The sequence below is a fragment of the Faecalibacterium intestinale genome (assembly GCF_040096575.1).
Taxonomy (GTDB): domain Bacteria; phylum Bacillota; class Clostridia; order Oscillospirales; family Ruminococcaceae; genus Faecalibacterium; species Faecalibacterium intestinale.
On record NZ_JBBMEN010000003.1, the window covers coordinates 105170 to 124193 of the forward strand.

Here is a 19024-nt window from a genome sequence, read left to right on the forward strand (position 1 = left end):
ATTTTCAATTCTTGAAAATTCTTGCCACTTTGGGACAGCTTCTTGTTGGGGCGTGCCTGCCCCAAACCCTGCTGGAACGAGTACGGCAAACTGGAATTTGACTAATCCTACATGTGCATCATATTACACTCATGTAATTATCCTCTACATAAACAGCTTTTCCATCAGCAAGCTTAATCTCATCTTTGCCGTTCGGTAATACTGTTGTTTCAGAACCATTCCAATGGGGGATAATAGGATTGTCAATAATATGTAATCCATCTGTTAAATTTCCCGCCGCATACATACTTCCTGCACTGATTCCGACATATATAAGTCCGTTTTTAATTGCATTATTAAGTATTCTATCAAAACCAGTTCTAGACATTTCACGACAAAGCACAGATACATCACCACCACTGACAAAAACAGCATCAAATTGGTTTAATTCTTCAAAAGTTAATAGCCTTGTAAGCATAAACGGGGTTGTAACATACGAAGAATAGGTTCTTTGATAGTCTTTTGAAAGAATTAATTCCAGATTGTACACTAATATATTTTCGTACTGAATTCCCATTAGAAAGAGTTCATGAAAACATATTGCAAGCGACTCTCTTGCACCATCTGTTTCAATGCCAGCTGTTGGAATATAAAGCACTTTCACATCCTTCGGACACTTTCCAATAATATCAAAGAATTTCTCTTTCATCTTATCGGTCAACCCTGCAGATGTAAGAAATAGATGTTTTCCATTCATATTCTTTTACCTCGTCAAACTCCGATTTACTGGGCTAAGCCGAGTATACCACACTCCACCATGAAAGAACACCCCGATATAGTGAAATTTTGCCATTTTTCTGCGTACGTGCGTACACGCTCCGCAGGGATTCTAAGGGGCTTGACCCCTTGGCACACAGACTTTGGCACAAAGTCTAGTGTGTTACACCTTGTCAGAGGTGTACAGGCTCCCGGTACGCACGTACGCAGCGACTACTCCCAAACGCGCCATATAGGGGGACGACCAAGTTCGCACAAAGCGAACTTGATTCCGCAAAGCAAAAGGCAGGATACCACTATCATAGTGATACCCTGCCTTTGCTCGTTTACCGTTCCGAGTAGTCCTTCCGCAGAACTTCCGATAAACAAAAAACGTACCCAAACCCTTTTTCATAAAGAATCGGGTTCGAGTACGAACTGTATGGTGGAGAATTAGGGACTCGAACCCCAGACCCCCTGCGTGTGATGCAGGTGCTCTAACCAGCTGAGCTAATCCTCCATATTCGCTTGTGTTGTGCGCTCCGAACTGGAACGTGATTATTATAGCACGGCCTTTGCCGAAATGCAAGCCCTAATTTGAAAAACTTTTACTTTTTTCGAAACCTTTTTTCTGGCTGCAAAAATGTTGCGCCGAACACCGGTCGTGCAGCATTGCCGCCGGGCAGCCGCACCGGCTGCGCCCTGCACAAAAAATGTGCGGCAGGCTGTTGCTCTTTGCCTGCAAATCGTGTATACTTGGGGGCAGAAAGCTGCATAAGAGAAATCGAGGGATGAATATGCTGACACTTCGCGGGATCATCACGCTGGTAATATTGGCTGTGCTGTTTGCGCTGGCTGTGGTCTGGATCTCCAGACAGGGCGGCTGGAAGGGCGAGGGCTGCAGCGGCAACTGCGCCTCCTGCCACAGCCATTGCGAGGATCCGGACGCTAAAAAGAAATAACCAAAACAGGGCTGCTGCACGAAACACGGTGCAGCAGCCCTGTTTTATGGGAAGGTTTCCTTTTATTATACGTTTGTGCCCCAGAAACGCCCGTGAGCGTTTCCGGGGCACTTTTCACTGTTATTTCCGTTCAGAACGCGCCGCGCTGGGCGGCGTAGACGGCGATAGTGCTCAAAAGATCCTGCAGCGCCTTCTGGTAGGTGGTGCGGCCGATGTGCAGCTGCTCTAAGATCTCGTCCTCCGGGCGCTGTTCAAAAAAGCGCATCCGCAGCAGATCTGCCCGCATGGGGTCGTGCGCTTGATAGTAGTCGATGCCCTCATCAATGGCACTTTGCCAGCGGCGGTTTTCCGGCGTGCGCGCCCAGTGACGCTCGCCGTACCTGCGCAGAGCGTTCCGGGTCAGATTTCGTTGTTCCTGCGTCACTGGCGCTTCCCCCTTTTGGGCAGTTCCAGCGCTGCACTGCGCGAGAACCGGTTCTCGGCATCGAAAAAACAGGCGTCCCGCTCGGCCATCGTCAGCCCCAGCATGGTGGAAAGCCGCTCGGCTTCGTCCAGCTTGAACTGGGTCTCGCCCAGCAACTTGTGCCGCAGGGTGTTGCTGCTGATGTGCAGCACACTGGCCACATACTGCAGCTTGTAGCCGCTGTCTTGGATGTAGGTGTAGATCAGGTTTGTGTTTGCCATGGCTTCGCTCCTTTTTTGTAGTTCACCGCATTTGCAACAATCATTGGTTGTATTATACTCCGTTGTTGATTTGTTGTCAACCTAAAATTCCCAAAACGCGCGGGAATTGTTGATTTTCAGGAAATTTTCTGCTATACTCAACCCAGAACATTCTATCGCACATTACAACGCATTGTTTTTAGGAGAACTGCCATGTCCGATCTATCTACCCGTGTCCGTCTGCGCCGGGAGCAGCTGGGTCTTTCGCAGGAGGAGCTTGCCCGGCGCATGGGCTACCGCTCCCGTTCCTCTATCACCAAGCTGGAAAAAGGCATCAACGACCTGCCCCAGTCCAAGGTAGAGGAACTGGCGCAGGCGCTGGAGACCACCCCCGCCGCCCTGCTGGGGCTGGGCGCACCCTGCGCCTGTCCCCCGGGATTTGAGCCGCTGCCTGCCATGGTGCAGGTGCCGCTGATCGGCTCCATCGCCTGCGGCACGCCCATCACCGCCGAGCAGAATATTGAGTGCTATATCGGGGTGCCTGCCGCATGGCACGCGGATTTTGCTCTGACCTGCCACGGAGACAGCATGGCACCCACAATATGCAACGGGGACATCGTCTGCATCCGCTGCCAGCCCGAGGTGGAGCAGGGCGAGATCGCCGCCGTGCGGGTGGGCGAGGAAGCCACTCTCAAGCACTTCCACCGGCAGGGCGATGCCGTGATGCTGCTGGCGGACAACGCCGCCGTATGCCCGCCCATGTTCTACGCCGGAGAGCAGCTTTCGGAGCTGCACATCGAGGGCAAGGCCGTGGGGCTTTGCCGCGGCCTATAAGATAAGGAGAGAAAGGAGCAGCCTGTGTTCGGCAAAAAGAAAATGTCCCCCTCCTACGACCCCACCGCCCAGAAACCGGTGCTGCGGTGCAGCATCTGCACCGGGGAGCAGGTGGCCGGGTTTCAGGATCTGCACACCGGCCATTTTACTGAGGTGCAGCTGATCCGCAGCCCGCAGGAATTGCAGGCCTTCCGCAGCCGGTACGGCATCCCCGCCGACTGTCCCATTGAAAAGATCTATTGAGCAAGGAGTTCATCATGCAGCAGGCACCCGAAGCCATGACCCTGAAGGTCATTGCCCATATCCATACCGCCTTTCCCACCAAGTTCGGCATCCCGCGCCAGAGCGGGCTGGTAGAAGAGCTGCGGGGCGAGATCATCTTTACCCCGGAATACCGCAACCCCGATGCCCTGCGCGGGTTAGAGGATTTCAGCCACATCTGGCTGGTATGGCAGTTTTCCGGCGCAGTACGGGAAAGCTGGTCCCCTACCGTGCGCCCGCCGCGCCTTGGCGGCAACACCCGGGTGGGCGTGTTCGCCACCCGGTCACCCTTCCGGCCGAATCCGTTGGGACTTTCCAGCGTTAAGCTGGAGGCCATTGAGCAGCGCCCGGACGTGGGGCCGGTGCTCATCGTGCGCGGTGCCGACCTGATGGACGGCACCCCCATCTACGATATCAAGCCCTATATCCCCTACGCCGACTGCCACCCGGACGCCGCCGAGGGCTTTACCGGGCAGACCCGCGCCCACCATCTGGAAGTGTCCTGCCCTGAAGCGCTGTGGCAGACCGTACCGGAAGCCGACCGCGCCGCTTTGCAGGGCGTGCTTGCCAGTGACCCCCGCCCCTCCTACCAGCACGACCCGCAGCGGGTGTACGGCATGGAGTTTGCCGGGCTGGAGGTGCATTTTACCGTGGACGGTGATCAGCTCACCGTGCGGGACATCACCCTGTTATAAAAGGAGCTGTTCATGGAACTGCGGACTGTCAACACCTTTCTGCACATCGCCGAGCTGCACAGCTTTTCCCGCACTGCGCGGCAGCTGGGCTACTCGCAGTCGGCGGTGTCCTCCCAAATTGCACAGCTGGAAGCCGAACTGGGCACCCCGCTGTTTGACCGCGTGGGCAAAACGGTACGTCTGACCGATGCCGGGCAGACCTTTTTAGGCTACGCCCGCACCCTGCTGGAAACTGCCCAGCAGGCGCAGGCCGCCTTGCAGCCCGCCCAGCAGGTGCGGGGCAGCCTGCGCATTGCGCTGGCGGATTCCGTATGCAGCACCTTTTTGCCGGGACTATTGCAGCGCTACCACGCCCGCTGCCCGCAGGTGGAACTGGTGCTGCATACCGCTTCCACGGACGAGATGCTGCAATTGCTGAGCACCAATCAGGTAGACCTTGTCTACACGCTGGACCAGCCCCTTTTGCAGCCTGCGCTGGTGCTGGCGGCAGACGTACCGGAGCCGGTGTGCTTCATTGCGCCGCCGCAGCATCCGCTGGCGCAGGAAAACACCATCCCGCTGGACCTTCTGCCCCGGCAGGAATTCCTGCTTACCGAGCGGGGCATGAGCTACCGGGACGCGCTGGACCAGTGCATGGCGGCGCACGGTCTTGCCATCCACCCCTATCTGGAGCTGGGCAGCGCCGCGCTGCTGTGCCAGATGGTGGAGCAGGGCATGGGGCTTTCCTTTTTGCCTGAGTATATCGTGCGCAGCGCACTGGCCGAGGGGCGTCTGGCGCGGCTGAACGTGCCGGACTGCACCGTCATGATGCACCGGCAGCTGTTCTACCACCGGGATAAATGGGTGACCCCGCAGATGAACGTGTTCATCGAGCTGGTGCAGCAGCAATAACGGCGCATTACACAAAAAACACCGTCGTGCCCGCAGGCACGACGGTGTTTTTTGCTTGACATTATTTGCCGGCAGCCGTTGCTGCCTGCTCCTTTTCCATCCATTCCCGCACACGGTCGGGACGGTTGGTGATGTAGGCATCGGCGCTGGTACGCAGCAGACTGCGGACGGTATCTTCCATATCCACCGTCCACAGAGACACCTTGATACCCATCTCGTGCAGTTCGTCAATGAAACCGGCGTTTTTGTAGGCGGTGTGGTACTCGCAGCTGACCCACTCCGGCACAAAGTCCAGACTGCGGATATAGGCGGGCAGATCCCGCTGCGCCATCAAGTTCTTGTAGATCTCGTTCAGGCTCTCGCCGGGAAAGCTTGCCCGCAGCATACTTACCTTGTCGCTCATCCAGCGGGTCATCCAGCTGCAGTTTTCCTCATCTGCTGCGCTCTCCGGCAGGGCGGTATCCATGGCTTCCATTTCGTCCATGCCGTTGGTCAGCCCCAGATCCTTCCAGATGATGGGCGGCGGCAGCAGCAGGCTTTCCAGCTCGCCGTATACCAGCGCGCCTACCCGCAGTTCCGGCAGCAGCTGCTTTGCCTGCCGCAGCAGCGCGTGGTTGAAGGAGACAAGGATCACCTGCTCCACCATCTCGGTCTGCTGCAGTACCTCCAGCACCCGGGGCACAAAGTCCGGGTCGTTGTCCATGGTGGATTTCAGCTCCAGATGCACGGTGCACCCCGGCATCTGCCTGCACAGCTCCATGGCCTCCTGCAGGGTAGCGATCTTCTCGTCCTTGAACAGTACATCCTTCCAGCTGCCGAAATCCAGCGTCTTTAGATCGCCCATGGTCATATCGTAGATCTTACCGGAAATATCCGTGTGCAGATCGATCATATAGTCATGGTGGATCACAAGCCCGGCATCGCTGGTCTGCTGTACGTCCATCTCCACACCGTCCGCGCCCAGCTCCATGGCTTTTTTAAAGGCGGTCAGGGTATTTTCCGGTGCAAGATAGGAAGCACCGCGGTGTGCAATGATTTGTGGTGTCATAAATTTTCTCCGTTATCGGTTCGTCCTCACACATGGATGCCCCGGCGCTGCTGTTCCGCAAACAGTGCCGGGGCGTTGGCTCAAGCCAAGTCCTCGCCGTCCGAAGCAATGACCTTTTTGTACCAGTAAAAACTGTCCTTCCGGCTGCGGGCAAGGGTGCCGTTGCCGGCGTTGTCCTTGTCCACATAGATAAAGCCGTACCGCTTTTTCATCTCGCCGGTGGAAGCGCTTACAAGGTCGATGGGGCCCCATGTGGTGTAGCCCATCAGGGGCAGACCGTCCTCGTTGACGGCCTTTTCCATCTCCTTGATGTGCGCCCGCAAGTAATCGATGCGGTAGCTGTCGTGGATGGAGCCGTCCGGTTCTACGGTATCCACCGCACCCAGACCGTTCTCCACGATGAACATGGGCTTTTCGTACCGGTCGTAGATGGTGTTCAACGTCACCCGCAGACCCACCGGGTCGATGGCCCAGCCCCACTCGCTGGCTTTCAGGTAGGGGTTCTTCACCGATGCCGACACAGCGTTGCCTTCCGCATTTTCTGCCGCCATCAGTTCTTTATCCACCGTGATGCAGCGGCTGGAATAGTAGCTGAAGGACACAAAATCCACCGTGCCCTCCCGCAGCGTGCGGTCGTCCTCCGGTTGGGTGCACAGCTGCACCCCGGCACGCTCCATCCGCTTTTTAGCCCACACGGGGTAAGCGCCGCGCACCTGCACATCGGTAAAGAAGTAGTTGTCCCGATCGGCTTCCTGCGCCGCCCGCACATCCTCCGGGGCGCAGGTGCGGGGGTAGAACTGTCCCGCTGCCAGCATACAGCCCACCATGGCGTCCGGCATTTTTTCGTGCGCCAGCTTTACCGCCTTTGCGCTGGCTACCAGCTCGTGATGGGCAGCCTGATACTTGACCTGCTCCACGTTCTCGCCGGGATAGAACACCAGCCCTGCGCCGGTAAAGGAGAGGTGCAGCAGCATATTGATCTCGTTGAAGGTGAGCCAGTACTTCACCTTGCCCTTGAAACGGTCGAACAGCACCTCGCAGTAGTGGACGTAGGCGTCCACCATGCGGCGGTCTTTCCAGCCGCCGTATTTTTTGATCAGCGCAATGGGGGTGTCAAAGTGGCAGATGGTGACCAGCGGCTCGATGCCGTACTTATGGCACTCGTCAAAAATGCTGTCGTAGAAGGCCAGCCCCGCCTCGTTGGGCTGGGCGTCATCGCCGTTGGGCAGGATGCGCGTCCATGCAATGGACAGCCGGAAGCACTTGAAGCCCATCTCTGCAAACAGGGCGATATCCTCTTTATAATGGTGATACAGGTCAATGGCTTCGTGGCTGGGGTAGAAATGCGCATCGTCACAATCCAGCATCTCCATATAGCCCGTTGCCACCGGGAAACGATCCGGGCCGAAGGGGGTCACATCCACCGTGGCAAGACCCTTGCCGTCTGCCTGCCATGCACCCTCGCACTGGTTGGCGGCGGTAGCGCCGCCCCACAAAAAGCCCTTGGGAAATTTGCCCATACTCTTTACCTCCTCATCTGCTGTCGTGCCCCCTTGCAGGGGCACACGTTCTCTTATATTCTTATGATACCGCAACTGGCGGCGGTTGTCCATGACTGCATTTTGCAAAGGTGCGTGCATTTGGGGATAAAGTACGACTTTTATCGTCAAAACGCCGAAATTTCCTGCTGTTTTTTGCGCACTTTTCACGATAAAAACATAAAACTTGCCCGTTTTTCTTTTATTCTGTTCCTTTTAAACCGCGCGGCAGTATGGTAGAATAGTAGGGTAAGAACTGCGCTGCGCTGCTGCGCTGCCGAGAACATGGAAAAATGGAGTGTTTGATTATGACTGAGTTCAAACCCATCAAAGAAGGCAAGGTCCGCGAGATCTACGACAATGGCGACAGCCTGATCATGGTTGCCACCGACCGCATTTCTGCGTTTGACGTCATCCTGAAAAACAAGGTCACCAAAAAGGGTACCGTGCTCACCCAGATGAGCAAGTTCTGGTTCGATTATACCCGCGATCTGCTGCCCAACCACATGTTGAGCGTGGATGTGCAGGATATGCCGGAGTTCTTCCGCCAGCCCCAGTTCACCGGCAACAGCATGATGTGCCGCAAGCTGACCATGCTGCCCATCGAGTGCATCGTGCGCGGCTACATCACCGGCAGCGGCTGGGCCAGCTACCAAAAGACCGGCAAGGTGTGCGGCATCCAGCTGCCCGAGGGTCTCAAGGAGTCCGATAAGCTGCCCGAGCCCATCTACACCCCCTCCACCAAGGCAGAGATCGGTGACCACGACGAGAACATCTCCTACGAGCAGAGCATCGACGTGCTGGAAAAGCAGTTCCCCGGCCACGGTCTGGAGTACGCTACCAAGCTGCGCGACTACACCATCGCGCTGTACAAAAAGTGCGCCGAGTACGCACTTTCCCGCGGCATCATCATTGCCGACACCAAGTTCGAGTTTGGTCTGGACGAGGACGGCAACGTGGTGCTGGGCGATGAGATGCTGACTCCGGACTCCTCCCGCTTCTGGCCGCTGGAGGGCTACGAGCCGGGTCACAGCCAGCCCTCCTTCGACAAGCAGTTTGTCCGCGACTGGCTGAAGGCCAACCCCGACAGCAACTACGACCTGCCGCAGGATGTCATTGACAAGACCATTGCCAAGTATCTGGAAGCCTATGAGCTGCTGACCGGCAAGAAGCTGTAAGCGCTTTGTAAATCAAACGCTCCCGTTCATCGCCACAGGGGATGAACGGGAGCGTTTTCTGTTTTTATTCTGCTGCTTCGGTCAGCACAAAGGTCAGCTCTGCGGTGACGGCGCACTTGCCGTCCACCCATGCCGAAGCCTTGCCTACGCCCACAGCGCCGTGCTGCTGCACCAGTTCACAGTGCAGAGTGAGCACATCCCCGGGGACGACCTGCCTGCGGAAGCGGGCACTCTTGATGCCGCCGAACAGCGCCAGCTTGCCCTTGTTTTCCGGCAGGCTCAGCGCTGCCACAGCGCCGGTCTGTGCCAGCGCTTCCAGCAGCAGTACGCCGGGCATGACCGGCTGTGCCGGGAAGTGGCCGTTGAAGAATTCCTCGTTGCGGGTGACGCACTTGCGGCCGATGGCCCACTGCCCCGGCTCGTAGTCCAGAATGCGGTCCACGAGGGCAAAGGGATAGCGGTGGGGCAAGATCTCCGCGATCTGCACGCTGCTCAGGGTGTTGGCGTTTTCACGTACGGTACGGGGTTCTGCCACGGGTCAGCCCTCCCATCTGCGCAGGGCGATGCAGGCGTTGTGACCGCCAAAGCCCAAGCTGTTGCTCAGTGCGTACTGCATCTCCTGCTGCCGTCCGGTGTTGGGCACATAGTCCAGATCACACTCCGGGTCGGGCTGGGCGTAGTGGATGGTGGGCGGTGCAAACTGATCCCGCAGCGCCAGCGCGGTGAACACGGCCTCAATGCCGCCCGCACCGCCCAGCAGATGGCCGGTCATGCTCTTGGTGCTGACCACGGTCATCTCCTTTGCGTGTGCGCCGAACACCGCGTGAATGGCGGCAGTCTCGCAGGCATCGTTCATGTGGGTGCCGGTGCCGTGAGCGTTGATGTGGTCCACCTGCTCCGGTGCGATATCCGCATCTGCCAAGGTCAGCTTCATGCAGTCGATGGCGCCCACGCCGCCGGGAGCCGGTGCGGTAAAGTGGTAGGCATCGCAGTTGGCACCGTAGCCCACCACCTCGGCGTAGATGTGTGCCCCGCGTGCCCTTGCGTGCTCCAGCTCCTCCAGCACCAGCACACCGCTGCCCTCGCCCATGACAAAGCCGCCGCGGCGGGCATCAAAGGGCAGGCTGGCAGCGTCCGGGTCGGTGGCGGTGGAGAGCGCCTTCATGCTGGTAAAGCCGCCGATGCCCAAGGGGCTGATGCAGCTCTCCGCGCCGCCGCAGACCATCACCGGCTCGTAGCCGTCCCGGATGCGGTGGAAGGCGTCGCCTACGGCATTGGTGCCGCCGGCGCAGGCCGTGACCGGGCAGGTGCACATCCCCTTCAGGCCGAAGCGGATAGCCACCTGCGCCGCTGCCATGTTGGCAATGGCCATGGGCACAAAGTAGGGGCTTACCTTCTCCATGCCCTTTTCCTCGCCGCGGGCGTGCTGCTCCTCAATGGTGGGCAGACCGCCGATGCCGCTGGACAGGATGACGCCGATGTTTTTGCCCTCGGCTTCCGTATCGATGCCGCTGTCTGCAATGGCTTCGGCGGCAGCGCCCAGTGCCAGCAGGGTGAAGCGCGCCATCTTGCGGACTTCCTTTTTGTCCACCACGGTCTCGGGGTCAAAATTCTTTACCTCACCGGCCAGTTTGCACTTGAAGTCGGTGGTATCGAACTGAGTGATGGGGCCGATGCCGCATTTACCGGCACGGGCTGCTGCCCAGCTGTCAGCCACATTGTTGCCCAGCGGGTTCACCGTGCCAAGGCCGGTGATCACAACTCTGCGTTTTTCCATAAGGGTTCTCCTTTACATTGCCATGCCGCCGTCCACACAGAGCACCTGCCCGGTGAGATAGCTGCTTTGTTCTGCGGCAAAAAACGCCACTGCCTGCGCCACATCCTCCGGCTGGCCTGCGCGGCCTGCGGGGATGCCCTGCGTCATGCCGGTGCGCACAGTCTCCGGCAGCACGGCAGTCATGTCGGTGTCGATAAAGCCGGGTGCTACCGCGTTCACGGTCACGTTCCGCGCGGCCAGCTCCCGGGCAAGGCTCTTGGTCAGGCCGATGAGCCCCGCCTTGCTGGCGGCGTAGTTGGTCTGCCCGGCATTGCCGCGCAGCGCCACCACGCTGGAAAGGTTCACGATGCGGCCATAGCGCTGGCGCACCATGCGGCGGGCAGCTTCCTTGCAGCAGAGAAAGGCGCTTTTCAGGTTGGTGTCCAGCACCGCGTCAAAATCCTGCTCGGTCAGGCGCAAGATCAGGTTATCCCGGGTGATGCCCGCGTTGTTCACCAGCACATCCACCCGGCCAAAGGCCTCGGCGGCGGCATCGAACAGCGTTTTGCAGCCCTCGGCGGTGGATACATCCGCCTGCACGGTCACCGCCTGCACGCCCTCGGCGCGGCAGAGCGCTGCCGTCTGCTCCGCAGGCTCTGCGCCGTGGCAGTAGTTCACCACCACATTGCAGCCCTGCTTTGCCAGTGCCACGCACACTGCGCGGCCAATGCCCCGGCTGCCGCCGGTAACGATGGCGGCGCGGGTCAGCTTTTCTTCGCTCATTCTGCTTCCTTCCATGCGGTCAGCACCGCATCCAGCTGTTCCGGGGTCTCCACTGCGGTGCAGACCACCCCGGACAGGGTCTTTTTCACAAAACCGCTCAGGGCGCTGCCGGGGCCGACCTCCAGAATGTGGTCCACACCCAGCTCGCCCAGACGGCGCAGGGTATCTTCCATGTAAACGCTGCTCTGCACCTGCTTTACCAACAGCTGCGGGATGCTGTCGGTCTCGGCCTTTTCATGCCCCAGACAGTTGAACAGCACCGGCGTCTCCATGGTGCCAAAGTTTTCGCCCGCAAAGCGCTGTGCCAGCGCATCCCCTGCGGGAGCCATCAGCTTTGTGTGGAAGGGGCCGCTGACCTTCAGCGGGATGCAGCGGCGGGCACCGGCTTCCTTTGCCAGCGCAGCGGCCTGCTCCACAGCGGCTTTCTCACCGCCGATGACCAGCTGCCCCGGGCAGTTGTAGTTGCAGATCTGCACACAGCCCGTCTCTGCAGCCTGTTCGCAGCAGGCAGACAGTTTTTCTCTGTCCAGCCCCAGCACGGCGGTCATGCCGCAGTCAAGGCCCTTTGCAGCTTCGGCCATGGCCTTGCCCCGGAAGGCGGTCAGCTCGATGGCCTGCTTTGCGGTAAACACCCCGGCTGCCTGCAGCGCGGAGTATTCGCCCAGCGAAAGCCCCGCCAGATAGGCGGGCTTTACGCCCTTTTCCGCCAGCACAGCGGTCACACCGCAGGCAAAGGCCACCATGCAGGGCTGGGTGTATTCGGTCTGGTTCAAAACGCCGTCCGGGTCCTCAAAACAGACGCGGTGCAGGTCAAAATCCAGCGCTGCGCTGTCAAAGGCCGCCCGGAAGGCGGGAGATGCTTCGTAAAATTCCTTGCCCATGCCGGGGTGCTGCGCACCCTGACCGGCGTAAAGTACGGCAAGCTTCATAAATTCTGCCTCCATTCGGTCACAAGTTCGTCCATCAGCTCGCGCACGGTGCGCATCCGGTCCAGCCTGCCCACGTTTTCGCCGCAGAAGAAGAGCCCTTCCTCCACATTGCCCTTCACCGCCTCGATGAGGGCGTGGGTGATGCAGTAGGGCACGGCGGCGGGGTCGCAGGTCTTGAGACACCGGGCGCAGTGCTTGGGCGGGAAGCGCTTGCCCTCGGCCAGCGCCTGCACCAGCGGGGTGTTCAGCGCGCGGCCGGGCATTCCCACCGGGCTGTGGATGATGCGCACATCCTCCGGCTTTGCCGCCAGCAGCACGTCCTTGTAGGTCTGGGAGGCGTCGCACTCGTAGGTGGGGATAAAGCGGGTAGCAAGCTGCACGCCCGCAGCGCCAAGCTTTGTAAAGTGTGCCATGTCGGCACCGGTGTACACGCCGCCCGCCACGAATACCGGGATGGCGTGGCCGTATTGCTCCTCGTAGGGTTTTACCTCCGCCAGCACCCCGGGCAGAATTTCGTCCAAGGTCTGGCAGCGGTCGGCCAGCAGGTCCTCCTCGGCAAAGCCGAGATGTCCGCCCGCCTTGCAGCCCTCGATGACCACAAAATCGGCGGTGCGGTCAAAGCCCTTTGCCCAGCGGCGCAGGATGAGCTTTGCCGCCCGGGCGCTGGATACGATGGGCGCAATGGCCACCTCTTTGGTGCCCACGATGCCCGGCAGTTCCAGCGGCAGACCCGCACCGGAGACCACGGCATCCACCCCCGCCGCCACAGCGGTGCGGATGGCGTCGGCATAGTCCCGGGTGGCTACCATCGCGTTGATGGCTACCAGACCCATACCTCCGGCAATGGCCTTGGCCTTTTGAATCTCTGCGGTCAGGGCGCGGTGATTGGCTGCCGCCGGGTCACGGGCAAAATCCGGCTCGCGGTAACCTGCATCGGCGGTGGAGATGCACCCCATGCCGCCGCAGGCCGCTACCGCACCGGCCAGCCCACCCAGCGAGACGCCCACGCCCATGCCGCCCTGCAAAATGGGTACTTGCAGGGGCTTGCCGCCAAGGGTCAGCATTCGGTGTTCAGCGCGGCGATGCGCTGCCTCCCGCCCTGCCACAGGTCGGCAAGGATGTCCGCCACGGGGCGTACCTCGTGCAGCATTCCGGCCACCTGACCGGCCATCAGGCTGCCGCTTACCGTGTCGCCCTCAAAGACGGCGCGGCGCAGGCTGCCCAGCGTGTATTTTTCCAGCTCCATCTTGTCCGCGCCCGCCTTTTCCTGACGGACATACTCCCGGCTCATGCGGTTTTTCAGCACCCGCACGGGTGCGCCTACGCTGCGCCCGGTAACGATGGTGTCACTGTCCCTGGCTTTGAGCAGCGCGGCCTTGTAGTTTTCGTGAATGGGGCACTCCTCGCTTGCCAGCAGGCAGGTGCCCACCTGCACCCCGCAAGCGCCCAGTGCCAGCGCAGCCGCCAGCTGACGGCCGTCTGCAATGCCGCCCGCCGCGATGACCGGCACGCTGACCGCGTCCACCACCTGCGGCACCAGTGCCATGGTGGTCATCTCGCCCACATGGCCGCCGCTCTCGGTGCCCTCGGCAACGACGGCGTCAATGCCCAGCGGCTCCAGATGCCGTGCCAGCACGGCAGCAGCCACCACCGGGATCACCTTGATGCCGGCAGCTTTCCACATGGGAACGTATTTCCCCGGGTTGCCTGCGCCGGTGGTGACCACGGCGACCTTTTCCTCCACCACGATCTGGGCAAACTCATCTGCCTGCGGGTGCATGAGCATGATGTTCACCCCAAAGGGCTTGTCGGTCAGCTCCCGGCAGCGGCGGATGTTCTGGCGCAGGATATCGGCATTCATGCCGCCTGCACCGATGATGCCCAGTGCACCGGCGTTGGAGCAGGCGGCGGCAAACTCACCGGTGGCAATGTTGGCCATGCCGCCCTGAATGATGGGGTATTTCGTCCCCAAGATCTCGTTTAAAAGTTTCATGGTCTTTATCCTTTATATTCCACGATCATGCCGCCCCATGTCAGACCGCCGCCGAAGCCGATGCAGGCAAGGGTCTGGCCGGGGTGCAGCTGGCCGCTTTCAGCCAGCTCGTTCAGCGCCACCGGGATGCTGGCAGCACTGGTGTTGCCGTGGCGATCCATGTTTTTGTAGAACTTTGCACCGTCGGCGTGCAGCGCCTTGACGCAGTGGTCGATGATGCGGCTGTTGGCCTGATGGCAGACCACCCAGTCCAGCCCGTCCAGCGTAAGGCCGGTCTCGTCCAGCACGGTGTGCAGGCACTTGGGCAGGGCATCTACCGCAAAGCGGAACACTGCCCTGCCGTCCATGCTGATGGGTGCCGAGCCTGCGCGGCTGGGGCCGCCGGCATGGATGGCGGCATCGCCCCGGGCACCCAGCGTGATGGCAAAGGGCGCTGAGGTGTCGTTCAGTTCAAACACCGCCGCACCGGCTCCATCGCCGAACAGCACGCAGGTGGAACGGTCGGCAGGGTCCATCAGGCGGGAGAGCGCCTCGGTACCGATGACCAGCGCGTACTGTCCGCCCAGCGTAGCCAGCAGGCCGCGCGCCACCGCCGTGCCATACAAAAAGCCGGAGCAGGCGGCGTTCACGTCCAGTGCAGGGCGGTTTTCCGGCAGCGCCAGCGCCGCCTGCACCTGACAGGCCACGCTTGGGGTGGCGTCCGGCGCGGAAAGGGTGGCGCAGACGCAGCAGGCAATGTCTGCCGGGGCAAGGCCGCTGCGCTGCAGCGCCTGCTTTGCGGCGGCAATAGCCAGTGTGGCGGCGTTTTCGCCCTCGGTGCAGTAGTGCCGGGTGCGGATGCCGGTGCGGGTGGTGATCCACTCGTCGCTGGTATCCACGGTGCGGCTAAGCTCTTTGTTGGTGACCGTGCGGCCGGGCAAAGCCCCGCCGGTGGCGATCAGACGCAAACCCTTCATGCTTTCCTCATTTCTCCGATCTGACGGAATTTCTGGTAGCGCTGCTCGGCCAGCTGACGGCCGTTCATGCGGTCAAGGCTGCGCAGCTGACGCCGCAGTGCCTCGTCCAGATTGCCGAACAGTACCCCGTGGGCACGCTGTGCGCCGCCCACCGGCTCCGGGATGATCTCCTCCACGATGCCGTCCTTGTACAGATCCTGCGCGGTCAGCTTCATGATCTCGCAGGCTTCGCCGCTGCGGGAGGAATCCTTCCACAGGATGCTGGCAAAGCCCTCGGGGCTCAGCACCGAGTAGACGGCATTTTCCAGCATGAGGATGCGGTTTGCCACACCCAGCGCCAGTGCGCCGCCGGAGGAGCCTTCACCGGTGACCACTGCGATCACCGGCACGGTCAGGCCGCTCATCTCCATCAGGTTGCGGGCAATGGCTTCGCCCTGTCCGCGCTCCTCGGCATCCTTGCCGGGGTACGCACCCGGGGTGTCGATAAAGGTGATGATGGGACGGTCAAATTTTTCGGCCTGCTTCATCAGGCGCAGGGCCTTGCGGTAGCCCTCCGGCCCGGGCATACCAAAGTTGCAGCGCAGGTTTTCTTCCAGCGTGCTGCCCTTGCGGTGGCCGATGACCGTGACCGGCTGACCATGGAACAGTGCCACACCGCCCAGAATGGCGGCATCTTCCTTGCACTGGCGGTCGCCGCACTGCTCGAAGAAGTCGGTGAAGAGTGCATCCACGATCTCGTCGATGTGGGGGCGCTCCGGGTGGCGTGCCAGAAAAACTCTGTCCTCTGCAGTCAGCGCCCCGCAGCCGGACAGCAACGCGTCCTCCTGTGCGGAAAGCTCTGCCAGCTCGGCAGCGTGGTTGGTGATATCGGTCATATTCTCGTCCGCCGGGTCGCCGCGCAAGGCGGCGATCTTTTCATCCAGCGGTGCGAGCTGTTGTAAGATGTCCTTGATCATAAGGCGCTCCCTCCTCAGGCGTGCAGACGCAGCAGCTGCGCCAGTGTTTCGCGCATTTCGGTACGGGGCACTACCTTGTCCACAAAGCCGTGCTCGTACTGGAACTCGCTGCGCTGGAAGCCTGCGGGCAGCTTTTCGCCGATGGTCTGTTCAATGACCCGGGGGCCCGCAAAACCGATCAGCGCCCCGGGCTCGGCCAGCATGATGTCGCCAAGGCTGGCAAAGCTGGCAGTCACACCGCCGGTGGTGGGGTGGGTCAGCACGCTGATGTACAGCCCGCCCCGGGCGGAGAACCGCTCGATGGCGGCAGAGGTCTTTGCCATCTGCATCAGGCTGAAAATGCCTTCCTGCATCCGGGCACCGCCGCTGGCCGAAAAGATGATCAGCGGCAGGTGCTTTGCGGTGGCGTGCTCCACGGCGCGGGTGATCTTTTCGCCCACAGTGGTGCTCATGCTGCCCATAAAGAACCGACTGTCCAGCACCGCAGCCACCACCGGGGTGCCCTCGATGCGCCCCGTGGCGGTGATGACGGCTTCCTTCAGGCCGGTCTTGCCTGTCTGTGCTTCCAGCTTTTCCGGGTAGCCGGGAAACTGCAGCACATCCTGCGGGGCAAGGTCGGCGTCCAATTCCCGGAAGCTGCCCTTGTCCAAAATCAGGTTCAGGCGGTAGTACCCGCCGATGGGCAGGTGCACCCCGCAGTTGGGGCAGACGTACTGCGCCTTGTTCCAGATCTGGCGGGTGGCACGGCGTCCGCACTTTTTGCATTCCACGAACTGCGGGTCGTTCCACACGGCACCCGCATCCCGCCGGGCTTTCAGCTGGAAGGTGCGCTCCCGCATACTGCCCGGCAGCAGGTCTTTGATACTGTTCATCGCGTTTCGCCTCGGTCAGCCTCAGACATGGGCATTGATGTAGTTGAAGATATCGCCCACGGTCTTGAGGGATGCCAGCTCCTCATCGGGGATGGACACGCCGCAGGCCTCCTCCAGTGCCATGTTCAGCTCCACAGCGTCCAGGCTGTCGGCCTCCAGATCCTCGGTCAGGCTGGCTTCCATGGTCACCTTGTCCTCATCGCAGCTCAGGGTATCGACAACGATCTTCTTCATTTCCTCGAAAGTCATGGTAGTGTTCTCCTTTATGTTCTATGGTTGTTTTTAATTATTTACCTAAAAGTTGTGAGGTATCGAACACGACCATTATAGCCAATTCGTCGGATAAGTCAATGGATTTAGTTAAATATTTTTATCTTTTACACTTTTGTCACAGTTTGCTTCCTTTTTATATAGCCCCCTGCACAGGGCGCAAAAAAGCCGCTGCACAGTGCTTTGTGCAGCGGCTTTTCCCGCAATAATAATATTATTTTCTTATTCCAACCCGATCTGCTGTGCGTATTCCTCCAGCAGTTCCCGCTCAAGGAAGGGGGTCTTGACGCCCTCGCGGTCGCGGTAGGTCTCGTGCCCCTTGCCGATGACGGCGATCAGATCGCCCTCCTGTGCGTGATCCACTGCGTAGTGCAAAGCGTCCAGACGGTCGGGGATCTCCACGAACTTTGCGTCCGGGTTGCCCTTGTTCATGCCCTCGCGGATATCCGCGATGATGTCCTCCACCTTTTCAAAGCGGTTGTTGTCCTCGGTGAGGATGGAGAAATCGGCCATCTTGGCGCAGATCTCGCCCATGCCGTAGCGGCGCAGCTTGGAGCGGTTGCCGCCGCAGCCGAACACCACCACCAAGCGGTGGGGCTTGTAGGCGCGCAGGGTGGTGAGCAGGCTCTCGGTGGATACCTCGTTGTGGGCGTAGTCCAACAGGATGGTGAACTTTTTGCTGATGGGCACCAGCTCCACACGTCCCTTCACCACGCACTTGCCCAGACCATCGTGGATGGCGGCATCCGGCAGACCCAGCACCTTGCCCACGGCCAGCGCAGCCAGCGCGTTGTACACGCTGAACTCGCCGGGCATATTCACCTTGACGTCCATCTCGTCCTTGCCGGTAACGTGGAAGGCAACGCCCAGAAAATCGTGGGTGCGCAGCAGCTCGTATCCGGTCTCGCGGTAGTCGGCCTTTTCATCGCGGCCATAGGTGACCAGCTTGCAGGTGTGGCCTTCCAGCAGGGCGGCGGTGTTCTCGTCGTCGATATTCACCACGCCCACATCGCAGCGCTTGAACAGCTGTCCCTTCCAGCTGCGGTACTCCTCAAAGGTCTTGTGCTCGCCGGGGCCGATATGATCCGGCGAAAGGTTGGTGAACACGCCCACATCGTAGTGCACGCCCGCCACGCGATCCATCATCAGACCCTGACTGGATACCTCCATCAGCGCGGTGTCGCAGCCGGCATCCAGAAACTCCCGGAAGGTCTTTTGCAGCTCGTAGCTTTCCGGGGTGGTGTTGGCGGTGTCCTTGTGGCGTCCCATATAGTAGATGCCGTTGGTGCCGATCATACCTACCTTGCGGCCTGCGGCCTCCAGCACGCTTTTGATCATATGGGTGGTGGTGGTCTTGCCCTTGGTGCCGGTGACGCCGATCATGGTCATCTGGCGGGCAGGGTTTCCAAAGAGGTTGGCGCTCATCAGTGCCATGGCATAGCGGCTGTTCTCCACCTTGACCACGGTCACCCCGGGCATGGCGGAAAGGTCGATGTCGTGCTGGATGACCAGCGCGCTGACCCCCTTGGCGGCGCAGTCGGCGGCAAACGCGTGGCTGTCCCGCTGGGTGCCCACGATGCACACGAACAAAAGCCCCGGGGCAGCCTTGCGGCTGTCGTAGATGATATCTGCGATCTCAGTATCCAGACTGCCCTGCACAAGGGTAAAGGGCACGCCTTCCATCAGTTGTTCCAGCTTCATACA

Annotated in this window: 22 protein-coding genes and 1 tRNA gene; 6 read left to right on the forward strand and 17 right to left on the reverse strand. The window is 60.2% G+C overall.

Going from position 1 to position 19024, the window contains the following annotated elements; translation table 11 throughout:
- Positions 1-118: 118 nt before the first annotated feature.
- Both WMO20_RS03760 and WMO20_RS03765 read right to left on the reverse strand, forming a co-directional pair.
- Positions 119-736 (reverse strand): Type 1 glutamine amidotransferase-like domain-containing protein, encoded by a 618-nt coding sequence (locus WMO20_RS03760; RefSeq protein ID WP_005930833.1) that lies wholly within the window; start codon positions 734-736, stop codon positions 119-121.
- 442 nt (positions 737-1178) lie between these two features.
- Positions 1179-1255: transfer RNA gene (locus tag WMO20_RS03765), tRNA-Val, on the reverse strand.
- A 271-nt stretch (positions 1256-1526) separates the two neighbouring features.
- Here WMO20_RS03765 and WMO20_RS03770 point away from each other — a divergent pair.
- Positions 1527-1697 (forward strand): FeoB-associated Cys-rich membrane protein, encoded by a 171-nt coding sequence (locus WMO20_RS03770; RefSeq protein ID WP_112090835.1) that lies wholly within the window; start codon positions 1527-1529, stop codon positions 1695-1697.
- Positions 1698-1827: 130 nt separating this feature from the next.
- Here the strand turns inward: WMO20_RS03770 and WMO20_RS03775 are convergent, their stop codons facing one another.
- Both WMO20_RS03775 and WMO20_RS03780 read right to left on the reverse strand, forming a co-directional pair.
- Positions 1828-2121, reverse strand: a complete 294-nt coding sequence (locus WMO20_RS03775; protein WP_349185899.1) for a hypothetical protein — start codon at positions 2119-2121, stop codon at positions 1828-1830.
- The gene (locus WMO20_RS03780) at positions 2118-2381 is read right to left on the reverse strand and encodes an XRE family transcriptional regulator (RefSeq protein ID WP_112090833.1); all 264 of its coding nucleotides are present in this window, start codon (positions 2379-2381) and stop codon (positions 2118-2120) included. Before WMO20_RS03780 ends, WMO20_RS03775 begins: the two co-directional genes overlap by 4 nt.
- Before the next feature lie 192 nt (positions 2382-2573).
- Between WMO20_RS03780 and WMO20_RS03785 the strand changes: the two genes are divergently transcribed.
- Genes WMO20_RS03785 through WMO20_RS03800 form a run of 4 tightly spaced genes read left to right on the forward strand, consistent with a single transcriptional unit; the run spans position 2574 to position 5041 of the window.
- Complete coding sequence (locus WMO20_RS03785; protein ID WP_112090832.1) at positions 2574-3194, forward strand: LexA family protein; 621 nt, start codon at positions 2574-2576, stop codon at positions 3192-3194.
- Positions 3195-3218: 24 nt separating this feature from the next.
- Complete coding sequence (locus WMO20_RS03790; protein ID WP_005923111.1) at positions 3219-3437, forward strand: hypothetical protein; 219 nt, start codon at positions 3219-3221, stop codon at positions 3435-3437.
- A gap of 14 nt (positions 3438-3451) precedes the next feature.
- Positions 3452-4150, forward strand: coding sequence for a tRNA (N6-threonylcarbamoyladenosine(37)-N6)-methyltransferase TrmO (tsaA, locus tag WMO20_RS03795; RefSeq protein WP_349185900.1), 699 nt, complete (start codon positions 3452-3454; stop codon positions 4148-4150).
- A gap of 12 nt (positions 4151-4162) precedes the next feature.
- On the forward strand, positions 4163-5041 hold the full coding sequence (locus tag WMO20_RS03800; RefSeq protein ID WP_349185901.1) for a LysR family transcriptional regulator: 879 nt from the start codon (positions 4163-4165) through the stop codon (positions 5039-5041).
- 61 nt (positions 5042-5102) lie between these two features.
- On the opposite strand, the gene WMO20_RS03805 is transcribed toward WMO20_RS03800, so the two are convergent.
- A complete protein-coding gene (locus tag WMO20_RS03805) occupies positions 5103-6089 on the reverse strand; it encodes a glycerophosphodiester phosphodiesterase (RefSeq protein ID WP_349185902.1) in 987 nt (328 codons plus the stop codon).
- 80 nt (positions 6090-6169) lie between these two features.
- Complete coding sequence (locus WMO20_RS03810; protein WP_349185903.1) at positions 6170-7609, reverse strand: 6-phospho-beta-glucosidase; 1440 nt, start codon at positions 7607-7609, stop codon at positions 6170-6172.
- A 326-nt stretch (positions 7610-7935) separates the two neighbouring features.
- Between WMO20_RS03810 and WMO20_RS03815 the strand changes: the two genes are divergently transcribed.
- Positions 7936-8805 carry a phosphoribosylaminoimidazolesuccinocarboxamide synthase gene (locus WMO20_RS03815; RefSeq protein ID WP_112090827.1) on the forward strand — a complete coding sequence of 290 codons (870 nt, stop codon included), beginning with the start codon at positions 7936-7938 and terminating at the stop codon, positions 8803-8805.
- Positions 8806-8869: 64 nt separating this feature from the next.
- Here WMO20_RS03815 and fabZ read toward each other — a convergent pair whose 3' ends face one another.
- The 11 genes from fabZ to WMO20_RS03870 form a co-directional block, all read right to left on the reverse strand.
- Positions 8870-9340, reverse strand: a complete 471-nt coding sequence (gene fabZ, locus WMO20_RS03820) for a 3-hydroxyacyl-ACP dehydratase FabZ (RefSeq protein ID WP_112090826.1) — start codon at positions 9338-9340, stop codon at positions 8870-8872.
- A 3-nt stretch (positions 9341-9343) separates the two neighbouring features.
- The gene (fabF, locus tag WMO20_RS03825; protein WP_349185904.1) at positions 9344-10582 is read right to left on the reverse strand and encodes a beta-ketoacyl-ACP synthase II; all 1239 of its coding nucleotides are present in this window, start codon (positions 10580-10582) and stop codon (positions 9344-9346) included.
- A 12-nt stretch (positions 10583-10594) separates the two neighbouring features.
- Positions 10595-11344: a 3-oxoacyl-[acyl-carrier-protein] reductase gene (gene fabG, locus WMO20_RS03830; RefSeq protein ID WP_349185905.1), complete on the reverse strand. Its 750-nt coding sequence runs from the start codon at positions 11342-11344 to the stop codon at positions 10595-10597.
- Positions 11341-12273: an ACP S-malonyltransferase gene (fabD, locus tag WMO20_RS03835; protein ID WP_349185906.1), complete on the reverse strand. Its 933-nt coding sequence runs from the start codon at positions 12271-12273 to the stop codon at positions 11341-11343. The genes fabG and fabD overlap by 4 nt, the downstream gene beginning before the upstream one ends.
- Complete coding sequence (locus WMO20_RS03840) at positions 12270-13337, reverse strand: NAD(P)H-dependent flavin oxidoreductase (RefSeq protein ID WP_112120932.1); 1068 nt, start codon at positions 13335-13337, stop codon at positions 12270-12272. The genes fabD and WMO20_RS03840 overlap by 4 nt, the downstream gene beginning before the upstream one ends.
- Entirely contained in the window at positions 13331-14266 is a 936-nt protein-coding gene (locus tag WMO20_RS03845) for a DUF561 domain-containing protein (RefSeq protein WP_349185907.1), read from the reverse strand. Before WMO20_RS03845 ends, WMO20_RS03840 begins: the two co-directional genes overlap by 7 nt.
- Positions 14267-14271: 5 nt before the next feature.
- Complete coding sequence (locus tag WMO20_RS03850) at positions 14272-15222, reverse strand: beta-ketoacyl-ACP synthase 3 (RefSeq protein WP_349185908.1); 951 nt, start codon at positions 15220-15222, stop codon at positions 14272-14274.
- Positions 15219-16178, reverse strand: coding sequence for an acetyl-CoA carboxylase carboxyltransferase subunit alpha (locus WMO20_RS03855; protein WP_112090819.1), 960 nt, complete (start codon positions 16176-16178; stop codon positions 15219-15221). Before WMO20_RS03855 ends, WMO20_RS03850 begins: the two co-directional genes overlap by 4 nt.
- A 14-nt stretch (positions 16179-16192) precedes the next feature.
- Positions 16193-17050 (reverse strand): acetyl-CoA carboxylase, carboxyltransferase subunit beta, encoded by an 858-nt coding sequence (gene accD / locus WMO20_RS03860; RefSeq protein WP_112090818.1) that lies wholly within the window; start codon positions 17048-17050, stop codon positions 16193-16195.
- 21 nt (positions 17051-17071) lie between these two features.
- On the reverse strand, positions 17072-17299 hold the full coding sequence (gene acpP / locus WMO20_RS03865; RefSeq protein ID WP_097783116.1) for an acyl carrier protein: 228 nt from the start codon (positions 17297-17299) through the stop codon (positions 17072-17074).
- Between the two features lie 243 nt (positions 17300-17542).
- Positions 17543-19021 carry a UDP-N-acetylmuramoyl-L-alanyl-D-glutamate--2,6-diaminopimelate ligase gene (locus tag WMO20_RS03870; RefSeq protein WP_316544449.1) on the reverse strand — a complete coding sequence of 493 codons (1479 nt, stop codon included), beginning with the start codon at positions 19019-19021 and terminating at the stop codon, positions 17543-17545.
- Between the last annotated feature and the right edge of the window lie 3 nt (positions 19022-19024).